Origin of the sequence: Anaerocolumna jejuensis DSM 15929, assembly GCF_900142215.1 — a bacterium.
In the GTDB taxonomy this organism is placed as follows: Bacteria; Bacillota; Clostridia; order Lachnospirales; family Lachnospiraceae; genus Anaerocolumna; species Anaerocolumna jejuensis.
The window spans coordinates 109,927-121,479 of the sequence record NZ_FRAC01000006.1 but is presented as its reverse complement, the minus strand read 5'-3'; the positions used below and the strand labels follow the sequence as shown (position 1 = coordinate 121,479).

General features: G+C 33.4%; 15 protein-coding genes. 8 read left to right on the top strand and 7 right to left on the bottom strand.

Annotation, left to right across the window (positions count from 1 at the left end; translation table 11 throughout):
- Positions 1-101: 101 nt before the first annotated feature.
- The 5 genes from BUB77_RS00540 (at position 102) to BUB77_RS00520 (ending at position 3,460) form a co-directional block, all read left to right on the top strand.
- The gene (locus BUB77_RS00540) at positions 102-1,730 is read left to right on the top strand and encodes a hypothetical protein (protein ID WP_073271786.1); all 1,629 of its coding nucleotides are present in this window, start codon (positions 102-104) and stop codon (positions 1,728-1,730) included.
- A 228-nt stretch (positions 1,731-1,958) separates the two neighbouring features.
- Positions 1,959-2,300: an antibiotic biosynthesis monooxygenase family protein gene (locus BUB77_RS00535; RefSeq protein WP_073271784.1), complete on the top strand. Its 342-nt coding sequence runs from the start codon at positions 1,959-1,961 to the stop codon at positions 2,298-2,300.
- A 45-nt stretch (positions 2,301-2,345) separates the two neighbouring features.
- A complete protein-coding gene (locus BUB77_RS00530) occupies positions 2,346-2,696 on the top strand; it encodes a hypothetical protein (protein ID WP_073271781.1) in 351 nt (116 codons plus the stop codon).
- Positions 2,689-2,868 (top strand): hypothetical protein, encoded by a 180-nt coding sequence (locus BUB77_RS00525; protein ID WP_073271778.1) that lies wholly within the window; start codon positions 2,689-2,691, stop codon positions 2,866-2,868. The genes BUB77_RS00530 and BUB77_RS00525 overlap by 8 nt, the downstream gene beginning before the upstream one ends.
- A 73-nt stretch (positions 2,869-2,941) precedes the next feature.
- On the top strand, positions 2,942-3,460 hold the full coding sequence (locus BUB77_RS00520; protein ID WP_073271776.1) for a CHAP domain-containing protein: 519 nt from the start codon (positions 2,942-2,944) through the stop codon (positions 3,458-3,460).
- A gap of 126 nt (positions 3,461-3,586) precedes the next feature.
- Here the strand turns inward: BUB77_RS00520 and BUB77_RS00515 are convergent, their stop codons facing one another.
- Positions 3,587-4,768 carry a CynX/NimT family MFS transporter gene (locus tag BUB77_RS00515; RefSeq protein WP_073271773.1) on the bottom strand — a complete coding sequence of 394 codons (1,182 nt, stop codon included), beginning with the start codon at positions 4,766-4,768 and terminating at the stop codon, positions 3,587-3,589.
- A 134-nt stretch (positions 4,769-4,902) separates the two neighbouring features.
- Between BUB77_RS00515 and BUB77_RS00510 the strand changes: the two genes are divergently transcribed.
- Both BUB77_RS00510 and BUB77_RS00505 read left to right on the top strand, forming a co-directional pair.
- Positions 4,903-5,778 carry a LysR family transcriptional regulator gene (locus BUB77_RS00510; protein WP_073271770.1) on the top strand — a complete coding sequence of 292 codons (876 nt, stop codon included), beginning with the start codon at positions 4,903-4,905 and terminating at the stop codon, positions 5,776-5,778.
- A 519-nt stretch (positions 5,779-6,297) separates the two neighbouring features.
- Positions 6,298-6,876, top strand: a complete 579-nt coding sequence (locus tag BUB77_RS00505; RefSeq protein WP_073271767.1) for a chloramphenicol phosphotransferase CPT family protein — start codon at positions 6,298-6,300, stop codon at positions 6,874-6,876.
- A 214-nt stretch (positions 6,877-7,090) separates the two neighbouring features.
- Here BUB77_RS00505 and BUB77_RS00500 read toward each other — a convergent pair whose 3' ends face one another.
- Positions 7,091-7,279 (bottom strand): hypothetical protein, encoded by a 189-nt coding sequence (locus tag BUB77_RS00500; RefSeq protein WP_073271764.1) that lies wholly within the window; start codon positions 7,277-7,279, stop codon positions 7,091-7,093.
- A 673-nt stretch (positions 7,280-7,952) separates the two neighbouring features.
- Between BUB77_RS00500 and BUB77_RS00490 the strand changes: the two genes are divergently transcribed.
- Positions 7,953-8,195: a hypothetical protein gene (locus tag BUB77_RS00490; protein ID WP_073271758.1), complete on the top strand. Its 243-nt coding sequence runs from the start codon at positions 7,953-7,955 to the stop codon at positions 8,193-8,195.
- A 70-nt stretch (positions 8,196-8,265) separates the two neighbouring features.
- On the opposite strand, the gene BUB77_RS29715 is transcribed toward BUB77_RS00490, so the two are convergent.
- From BUB77_RS29715 to BUB77_RS29710, 5 genes are all read right to left on the bottom strand, one after another.
- Positions 8,266-8,439 (bottom strand): hypothetical protein, encoded by a 174-nt coding sequence (locus BUB77_RS29715; RefSeq protein ID WP_170866550.1) that lies wholly within the window; start codon positions 8,437-8,439, stop codon positions 8,266-8,268.
- Positions 8,440-8,513: 74 nt separating this feature from the next.
- Positions 8,514-8,789 carry a hypothetical protein gene (locus tag BUB77_RS00485; RefSeq protein WP_084123839.1) on the bottom strand — a complete coding sequence of 92 codons (276 nt, stop codon included), beginning with the start codon at positions 8,787-8,789 and terminating at the stop codon, positions 8,514-8,516.
- Positions 8,790-9,251: 462 nt separating this feature from the next.
- Positions 9,252-10,253, bottom strand: coding sequence for a replication protein (locus BUB77_RS00480; protein ID WP_073271755.1), 1,002 nt, complete (start codon positions 10,251-10,253; stop codon positions 9,252-9,254).
- 245 nt (positions 10,254-10,498) lie between these two features.
- Positions 10,499-11,389 (bottom strand): zonular occludens toxin domain-containing protein, encoded by an 891-nt coding sequence (locus BUB77_RS00475; RefSeq protein WP_073271754.1) that lies wholly within the window; start codon positions 11,387-11,389, stop codon positions 10,499-10,501.
- On the bottom strand, positions 11,389-11,526 hold the full coding sequence (locus BUB77_RS29710; RefSeq protein ID WP_170866549.1) for a hypothetical protein: 138 nt from the start codon (positions 11,524-11,526) through the stop codon (positions 11,389-11,391). The genes BUB77_RS00475 and BUB77_RS29710 overlap by 1 nt, the downstream gene beginning before the upstream one ends.
- Between the last annotated feature and the right edge of the window lie 27 nt (positions 11,527-11,553).

Sequence of the window (11,553 nt, the reverse complement as noted above, 5' to 3'; positions counted from 1 at the left end):
TTGGTAAGGGGAACCAATAAAATTTCAAGGCATTTTTACATGAGTGATTTATTTACAACTTAAGATTGAAATGACACCACTTACAGAGGAGATTATACTACATGAGAAACAAAACAAAGACAACCGCTGCCGTGATTGCTCTGCTATTTACGGCAATCTTAGTTTTCTGCACACCAAGCACTGTATTTGCTGAGACGTTACATACGAAAGAGGTAACCGTAACGGATGTTGACCTGGATGACCATATCGATGAGCACATACAAGGAGTGCTGGCTTCCTCTGATCATGAAGCAGAAGATATTGCGATAGTCAGCAAAGTTTTAAAAGAGGTAACCCTTGAAACAGAATACATTGCAAAATATGCAGATGCAAATGAGCCCGGCGGTATTGGAGAAATTGATGAATTCTTTTCACTTACTTTAAATGGGAGCTATGATACGGTTGAAAGTCTGAAGAAAGATATCGAAGCAGCAATCTTAAAGCAATACCCTAATTTCCAAAGTGTAGAATTAATAAATAATCTAAGCTGCGATAAAATTGTTTATGATGTTCAGTATAAATATAGTGATGAGCTGGTAATAGGAGAGGAGTTAAAGCTGCCATACACCAAGGCAGACGGCCAATATGAATTGTCGCCGTTAACTCTTTATATATCAAGATGCAGAATTTCTTATGTGCTAGAGGATGGCGGGGAATTCTATATACCGGAAGATGATTATAATTTTTTAATTTGGGAAAACAGTCAATATTTGTTAGAAAGAATCAATTTTTTAGATGATAAACAATATAAATATTATAATGTAGATTATAAATTTTTTAAAAAATCAGGGACTGTAGTCGGTAAATTAGATAAGCTTGAAAAAAATTATAATTTCTTTGCCTGGTATAAAAAAGACAGGTATACCATAGGTCATGAAACATATTACAGGCTTTCAGATATTGTTGACTGGAAAAAAGATCTGAAGCTCTTTCAGTATGACGAAAAAACAAAAACACTGTACTATGGTAAAAAGCCTACTAAAAAAGATAAATTACAAAAAGATGAAATATATGAATTTACAAAGAAAGCAATCAAGGGCTGTAAGACCGATAAGGAAAAGCTTAGAGCTATTCATGATGCCATTGTATCAAAATATGATTCCTATGAGGAATTATTATATCTGGACAGTTTTCCCGGCTATGTTATGAGAGATAATTTGTATGATGCCAAAAAATTAATGAAAGATAAAGTCTATAAAATGGATTCCTTTGCCGACTTATTTAAAGAGTGCTGCAACCGGTTATTAATACCCTGCAATTCAGTGGACGATTCCTTTCTCTATTGGAACAGGGTTTATCTTGGAGATAAATGTTATCATGTAGACACAGTTTCAGATGCAAAAGTTACACATAGTACAAAGAACAATAAGATATACAGAGGGTTTTTCTTAAAATCTTCCTATGAGTTCATGGGAACCCATGTATGGGAGGGAGATGATTATACCCCGGAGAAGTTCAGCAAGAGCTGGAAAAATATTAACAGGAATAATATCAAAACCACAGACGATTTAAGGAGAGCTGCCTCCTATGCTTCATATCTGAGCCGGAACGGAAAGAAGCACACCTATACCTTTAAAATAAAAGGGAAGGATGTCAATACTTATTGTGAAGCTTATGTATATCATTATGGTTACATCTCTAATATCAATGCAAGTTACAGTAAGGGTATTTTAACAATAAAATTTAATTAATTTAAGATATTACAATATGGCAGAGTCAGAGACTCTGCCATACTGCGATTACAGAAGAGAAGTGGTAAAAGAAGTAAAGATGATTGTTATGAAATTTAGATAATAGATTAATAGATAATATTTGCACAACTGGGAAATTGAGGTATAATCTATATAATTAATTCATATTTGTAAATTGTAACGAACTGAAGCATTACTATATAATTTATATTATACGGAGGTAAGTTTATGAAAAATTCCTTTTCTGAGGTAAAAATATTTCAAGTCAAGCCAGATAAATTAGATGAATTTGAAAAAATAATAACCATCATAGCAGAGGAACAAAAACAGCAAGAAGGATGTATTGATATAAAATACGTTAAACGATTCTTTACTTTAGATGAGATTGGAAAACCGCCAAGAGAATTGACAAAAATCGTGAAATGCGTTAAATACTTTTCTTATTGGGAATTTGATAGTAAAGAGAATTATGGAAAAGCAATTGAATGGTTTTTTAAAGCACATGAAAAAGAAATACAGAAGCTGTTGATTATGCCTTTTGACATAAACTGCGGAAATTCAGTATATTAAAGCTGCTGTTTTCCCAGAGTGCATCGGCATTTTGGAGGTACAGGAATGATTGGAATATGCCCCAAATGTGGGGATTACGAATGGAATAAACAGATATCAGAAGATAAGAAATATGTTATATGTCAGCAATGCGGATACCGATGGAAATTTAAAGCAATGCCTCTTTTTATATTGACTGGATGCAGTGGAGTTGGGAAAACCACAACAGCTCAGGAATTAATTCAGCGTGATACGAAGTTCATCGTTATGGATGCAGATTTCTTATATAATATCATGCCTCATAATTCTGAAGCAGATTACAAAAATTGGGTAGAACAGATTATGTCTCTGTCTAAAAATAATTCATTATTTAGCTTTGGTATGCAATACCGAAGATTTAGAAATAAGGATGCGTGAAGGCAGGCATATAACCGATTCTAACTGGATAAATAGCTCTATTGAATATAATCGTTGGTTTATTGAAAATGGTACTTTATCCGGTAAAAAAATTGATACTTATGATATTACCGGAAAAAGCACCTCTGAGGTTGCTGATTATGTAACAAAATGGGTAGAAGTAAGACTGTAAACTAATGAAGAGGATACAAGTATATTTCGCAAAGCGACAACCTACTTTTATTATACAGAAAGGAGTTTATCTCATGTCTACTAGAGCAGAATTAGCAGAAATCGCAAAGTTAGAGGCATTAAGACCTTTCCATGGTATTCTTCCGGACGAGGAAGCAAATATTCAACCGATTGTCAGTTTATTTCCAAAATGGAATATTGAACAGGCAGATAGAAATTGGTGTGCAGGATTTGTTTATTACTGCTGCGTAAAAGCCGGATTTTCTATTCCATATAGCCCTAATGAGTGCATATCCTGCAGTCTTGCCGGCTGCGGCGGTTGGGAAGAGTTTGCAATTGGTGACAAAAGAATAGAATATCATTGTGGTAGTGATGATAATTTTATTCCTGAAGCAGGAGATATTGTCTTGTATGACAGGGTTATTAACAATCTTGAGCATGACCATATCGGTATTGTTTTAGAGGATAAAAAGGACAAAATCATAGTAGCAGAAGGCAACACCTACAATGACAATGTCTCTCGTGTCCTTGTACGATATAAAGATGAACATATCCGCGCATATGTTCGTATACCTGATGATTTTTCGTATTAACAGGAAAGTGATAAACCGTTCCTGGAAAAGCCTATCAGTGCTTTACAAATATTTTATTAACTTGTTTAAAGATATAACGAACTGTTTATGAAAGTTTATTATAGCCATTTTATAAAAATAACTTTATCAAGAGATTCGTTCATTTTGACCTGCTTGCACACCAACATATAGTAGAATCAGCGTAACGCCAGATAAAAATAAGATAGGCAATGTCCAGGAATCGGTAAGATCAAATAAGGAACCTAATAATACAGGGCCTGCAGCTGCTAATAGATATCCTACGGATTGAGCCATGCCTGATAATTCTGCAGCTTGTTTGGTATTACTGCTTCGCAAACCAAAGAAAGTAAAAGATAAGCTAATGCACGCCCCACCTGCGAATGCCATTAGAATCACAGCTATTGTTAGAACAACCATATTGTCACTCCTTAATAAACCTAATATACCAACAACATAGGTCAAACAGGAACTTGCAACAAGGATACGTTGATTCTTCAGCTTTTCAGCTATTATGGGAGCAACAAAAGAAGTTGGTAATGAAACTACCTGATAGAAAGACAGATAGAAACCGGAGGTTTCTATACTTAATCCCTTACTGAGAAGTATTTCAGGAAGCCATGCAATGAAGCTATAAAATAAAAAAGATTGCAGTCCCATAAATAATGCTACTTTCCAAGCTAGGGGTGAATGCCATACAGATATAGTATCTGGTTGTATATTATTCTGGTCCTTTGTATTATTAGATTCACATTGCTTTTTAGTTTGAGGAATCCAAAAAATAATTGCAGCCACAACTAATACACACCATATTAGCAGCGAATTACGCCAGCCTAAGCCTAATTTGATGGAAAGAGGCACACTTAACCCGGAAGCGATGCCTGCCAATAGTGACATTGCAGTCGAAAAAGTACTAGTCATTATCCCTATTTTTTGTGGGAATTTCCGTTTTATAATACCGGGGATAAGAACGTTACCAGTAGTAATTCCTGCTCCAATTAAGATGGTACCTGCAAACAAGGTGAAAATTCCACCGGATGAACGAAGCAGCATTCCAAATGCTAATAGCAGGAGCCCATAAAAAATTGTTCGCTCTTGCCCAATTTTAATCCCGATTTTTGATGCTATTGGTGATAGAAAAGAAAATATTAATAATGGTAAGGTTGTAAGAAAACCTGCCAAACTATTTGAAATATTAAGATCGATTTTTATGGAATTAATTAGTGGCCCCACTGCGGTTAATGGAGTCCTTAGATTGAAAGCTATCAAGATAATCCCCAATACCAGAAACTTTTGTCTGTGTTTTGTCATTTAAAATTACTCCTTATCTAAAAGTTAGTTTAATATAACTGCTAAAACCTATTGTATATGTTATAATTGATAAATAAAAATATATGATAATATATAAACACATAATAAATATCATATCAATAGGAGAGTGAAATATGGATTTATTGCAATTTAAATATTTTCAAACAGTAGCACGATTAGAGCATATGACCAGAGCAGCGGGTGAACTGCAGGTAGCACAACCAGCTTTAAGCGCGACGATATCTAAACTAGAAGACGATTTAGGCGTAGAATTATTCAATAGAACAGGCCGTAGTATAGTATTAAATGAGTTTGGTAAGGTATTCTTAAAGCGAGTAGACAAAATATTAAGGGAGGTTGAGGAAGGGCGTCAGGAAATCTCTGATATGTCAGGTAGTGAGTCAGGCTTTGTAGCTTTTTCCTCCACATCCCTTAACAAAGAATTTGGTGATTTTATATTTTCTTTTAATAAACTTTATCCTAAAGTAAATTTCCATATAACTCAACTGGGAGATGATAAGACAAAGATACATCTTTTGGAAACTAATGAAATTGATTTTGCCTTTATTAACACTGTTAAAGAATATCCCACTATTTCTGCAGTTCCATTACTGGTGGAAGATATCTTTTTAGCAGTATCACCGGAGCATTACCTTGCAAGCCGGGGCGAGGTCTCTCTTGGGGAGTTAACAAACGAACCTTTTATTAATATGACAGCAGATCATAGTTTGCAAGAGTTTTGTGATTATATTTATCAAAAGAATGGATTTACTCCAAAAGTAATTTGTGAATGCAGCGAATCCTCTGCGATTGTCAACTTAGTAGCTGCCGGCATAGGCATTTCATTCTATCCATGTGTTGAAGAAAAAAGGGAACAACAACCGATTGTATTGTTGAAAATCAAGGATTTGAAATATAAAAATATTCTTCAGATTGCATGGAAGAAAAAAAGGTATTTTTCAAAAGCAGCGATAAATTTTCGTGATTATGTAATAAATTATTTTGTATAGAATTTGAATAAATAAATTATCAATTAAAGAAAAAGGTACGATAGAGGAGGTACAGCTTTGTTGTACTTCTTTTTTTCATTACAATAGAATTACATAATGATATAAAAATAACTATCAATATATAAACAATTATATATTATATTTTATTATTCTTACGTTATATAATCAAACCATTAAGGTTAGTTTAAGCTAACTAAAACTTTGATAATCTAACTTGAAAGTGAGGATAAATAAATGCGTGATAGGAAAGGTAAGGAAAATAATAATAGAAAACCAGAATTGATTATTTTATCTAATTTACTTATTGTATATCTATTAAGCTATAGTTTTTACTTCAATAATTACATATCATTTTTTGATTTGATGAGCATAGATAATGATTGTAATGATTAGATGTTACTTTATATGGAAAAGTTTACACACTTGTAAATTTGCGGTATAATCTCTACATATTTAATTAGCAATTGTTTGTTATTAATAAGCATTTATGACAAATGAGAATCTGTGGAGGCGAAGGAAATGGCGAAAGGACATATTATATGGCTTAATGGGGTATCAAGTTCTGGTAAGTCGTCATTGACGAAAGAATTACAAAAGATACTTCCAGAACCTTATTTTTGTATTGGACAAGATACTTTTACAGATATTATAGCACCCTGTTTGAGCGGATATTTTAATGGAATTGACAGCGATACTTTATGGTATAGGGCAGTAGACGCTATGTATCACACAATAAAAACATACTCAGATATGGGATTAAATGTTATTGTTGATCATGTTGTTCTAAACCAAGATGATGGGAAAGAGCAGTCTCTATTTGAAGCTTGTATAAAAGAAATAAAGGATTATCCAATTACACTTGTAAAAGTGGTGTGTTCCTTGGAAGAATTAAGGAGACGTGAAAAAAGTCGAGGGGACAGGGATATTGGAAATGCTGAATGGCAAGTCAAACAAGGGCTGTATCCTTTTGATGGTTATGATGTTGTAGTTGATACCAATACGATGTCGTTGCTTGAATGTGCTGCAAATATACAAAAAGGGTTCAAGGAAAACCAGGCGAATTTAGGTAGTAATGCAAAATTCAGATATTGGGATTAGAATCCGTGATGAAGTCATTAATGCTTTCAAAGAAATATATGGTTGGTGATATTACGTGGATATTAATTATATTGAAAATTATTGTTATGATTAGAAGCATTTATGTCCCTCGACAATTTCCCTCGATAGTGAGTTATATCGCATTCAAGAGTGCTGATATAACTATTCGCAAAACACAAGATACGGAGAATAGTTAAAAGGTCAATTTATCGAACTAATATTCGAGTAAATTATCCCTTTTATCAGATAAAGCTTTCAGTAAATCTTTGTATATATATTCATCAATAAAACCATGCCAAAAAGCATATTTAATATCCCTTTTAATATCGTCCGTAATAGGTGCAAGCCTATATAATGTAAGATTAGAGATATCATTTCTTATTGAAATTTCCGCAGGATGCATCACACAACCCCCAATATGTAAGGGGATAATGGGAGAGTATATCAGTAAGTCCTACATCTTACATATGCCTTTATATACTCTTTTACTTGGCGAACCCATTAACCCTATTAAAATCTAAATTTGATTTTACTATTTGCTCGAATATACTTAAAAATTGATTTAAGTTATCCTCATGAATTGTATATTCGGAATAATAGCTTTCTAATTTATAACCACTATTGCAACCTATAACACACCAGTACCCATCTTCATCATGATAAATATCTGTTATGGCTGTATGATATTTTTTAGGGACCTTCTTCAATAAATTACTATCCATGCTTATTCCATCCATATTCCTGATAAAATGTTAGATTTATTATCCCCTTGCCTATTCTACAAATATATGTTAAAATTTTTAATACAAATAATATGAAACATTCATATACATTCTTGGAGAACCCAAGAACTAAAGAATCGTCAGTATTTAATTACCAAGGAACGAACCATCTTGCAAGTATGTACAAGAGGGATAGGCAATACGAACCGCCTAACAAGCTAACCATGCAGGATTTACCAATGCCATCCAGAAACAACTAGACCGACCGTGGTCTTAAGTAGACTACCTTATAAATAAAGTATACTACGGTAGACTACTAAAGTCAAGCGTTATTTATAACCTTAAGGAGAAATTATGCCAACAGATAAACCCCAACTTAAAACATATATCAATAAACAAGACAAAGCTAAATTTAGCCATATTGCTAAAAATGATAGAAGAAGCGACAGTAATTTACTTGAATATATTGTTTTAAACTATATAGAAGACTACGAAAAAGAACATGGTCAGCTAATAGTAGGAGAGGACGGTAAAGTTACACTTGCACAGCCTAAAGTAGTCAAGCAGGGAAAGTCATCAAATTCCAAGACTGGTTAAAAAAGCACAGGGATTATATTATCCTTGTGCTTTTTCATTTTTTATATAAACTTTTCCGCAATATGTAAAATCATTCCGGTAATGAATCAATTAAGTTTATCAATTTAACTATAATGTCTTTAGCAGACTTACGACAGTTCAAATCATTAATATCCATTCGTTCTGCCAATCTGTCTAACTTTAAATCTAAATAATCAATCTTTGCGAATATCTCCATTAAAATATCTCTTATTTCATCATCCATAACCCACCATCTTTCAATCAAAAAAGCACAAGGCATTTAACCATGTGCTTTTCATAAACCGTAATATTTTTTTGTTATCTTGGTAACAACTCATGTTGTTTTAATACTTCAATAATTGTTTCATTATCTTCTGAAAGCCCCCTAATATCTTTACGAATATTCGCTTCAACATTGCGAAGCCTTAAATCTAAATTATCAACCTTTAAATCTAAATTTTCAAACCTTTCATTTGTTCTATCAACCTTATATTCAACGATTTCCAAACGTTTGTCAATCTTATCCACTTTATCACTTAACTGCCTAATTTCAGCCACAACACCGCTAAGAGCTTCCTTTAACTCATTATCCATACGTTACCTCCGGTCCTTTTTATTAATAATAACACAGGATAGTCCTATAATTCAAGTATATAATAAGCCCGGTACTGTCCCCTCCCTCCCCCCAGGAGCGCATGAAGCGTATTCTCCGGTAAAGATTAGTGGATACGCTTCATGCGCTCCTGGGGGGAGGGAGGGGACAGTACCTATGACACAGGCTAAACGTCACTATCTATACTTTGCAACAAATCCATAGCAAGTATAGTAAAATCTATCAATATCAGGAACCCTAAAAATATCATAGGTATGTAATGTAATAGCATAATCATCCTTTCTTAAGCACTTATTAACCTCTAGCCAATTTGTTACAAACCCATGCCCCAAAACAAATCACAGTACATAAAAATAAAAAGGATAAGAGTAACACAACCATAATTATTAATAAGCATATAAAATTTTCCATAAACTCTTTAATATCTTCTTTCATATAACCCCCTAATCGTTAAATGGTATTTGTTCCTGAATATACCTTACAGGGACAAAGTCCGTATCTTTGCTAAAATACTCCTTTACGGTAAATATATCAGACTGTTTTTCCTGCATACATATAACCCTATGTATCCTCCTTAAAAAAGCGTCCCAAGTTTCCTTACAATCCCTTTGTATACCTTCATATTGGTCTGAAAGTGGGATATTAGTAATAATATATACCTGAGTAAAACAAGCTATCTTATTAGCGTACCTACAAGGCAATTCAAGGGGATATCCGTCCAAATAATTCAACATATCCTGAATCTTTAAACTACTTCTAAATTCCTCAAAAATAATAATGTCCTGACCCTTATAATTATCAAAAGGATGTTCATAATCCGTAACTCTAAATATATTCTGATACCCATACATTTCCATAATACCTCTTGTCTTACCGACACCAGTATGACCATATATGTAATTAACACTAAGCTGCCGAAACACTGTCTTATAATTTTCTTCCTTCACAATCTGCCGAACCTTTTCGACCTTATCAATATTCAAAAGATACTGCGGAGACATTTCCAGTATTTCAAAATTGGTCAAACCTTCTTTCACCATATCATATAAATCCTCAATATCCGACCTATGTCCTTGTCTCTCTAAAGGCATTTCCCCGAATTCCTCATGCGTATCAGGAAGATTACTTTCTTTCTTTTTATCCTTTTCATATTTACCCTCTTTAAAAATATAATCCCGATTTTCCAAACTGGTACCCCTAGCCATTTCCAAATGTGCACCATTAAATGCCTTTGATATCTGACTAAACCGAACAGCAGAAGAGAAGGCCATATAAAAATGAATATGATAAACATGATTCTCTAAGCCTATTTCATCCGACATACACCAATAAACAAGTGACTTAAAATTTTCAAATCTTTCCTTGATAACATCATGGGTATAACCCTTATCAGAAGGATTATTAATTGTTAACTGCCATTTGCGACTTTGCGTATCTTTTGCCATACCTTATCCCCTTTATTTGCGACAGAAGTTAACTTGCGACAGCATTTGCGACAACTTTGCGACAACTTTTTATAGCCTTTAACACCGCATAAAACCTAGAAAGTAAGTAAAATGCGACATGCGACAGAAGTGCGCTAAGGTAATACTAGACTTAGCGCACTTTAATTAACTAAAATGTCTGAAGAACTTTCAGTAGTAACAAAACTCCCAGTGGCGCTTCGCTTGCCCACTGGGAGTTTCTGGCATTATCTCATTTTTTTCCGGATTTTACGGAATTTACGAGATGGTGTTATTAAATTATCCGGATTTCCATTATTACATTGCAAAGCCAATATTTCTGATTCTGTAATCATATCACCATTTTCAGAGGATTTTTTTAAATTATCTACACAAGCTAGAGTATCATACATGTCATAATCCTTATTTCTAACAAACCATGCAGAGCGCCAATACGGCTTAACCTGCAAGATAGAAGTAGAATTTTCTATCTGCCATGCATCATAATAATCTATTCCCTGCAACCTCCAAGTCTTGTTACAACTAATACAATAACTTGTAACTTGACGTAGGAGAGCATCAACCTGATTAAATCGTTGAGTAGTATAATAAATAGCTATATAGTAATGCCGACAAGTTAGTATAGTATTCAACAATACAGGACTTATATTGCTTTTAAAATTACGCGAATTCATTTGACAACTAAATTCATCACCTAATACAAGTGTAACTGTTAGAGTATCATTATCATCATCATATTTCTGGTTATTCTCAGCACTATATACAATCTGCTCCAAAGATATAAATTTTTCATAAGGCACCTTTAAATCAACGTTAGAAATAATTTTTACCCTTTGATATACTAATTTTTTACGTCTACTACACCAAACTTTTTTACCATATTTACGTAAATACATTCGAGCAACAATATGTACAGCCGTAAGCGTCTTACCTTGCCCAAACAAGCCTATAATAGCAATAATATGACCCACTTTACATTTATTATAGTCCTTATGCTTAAAATACAAATATATATCCTTGGGAAGATAGAAGAGTACATGAGGTAAGTTCAATAAAAAACAGCCGAATTTTGGTATCATAATTGACACAAAAACTAATCCAGCCAATATAAATACCATTATTTAACCCCCTTTACCAATGATACAGTTACACATTTAATCATATCAATAAGAGCGAACACAATAGCCAGCCTTATGGCTACATAAATATCAAAAGAAGTGGAGGAACCCATTATAAATCCAACAAGAGCATCCATTAATTAAACCCCCTAAACAGCTTATTT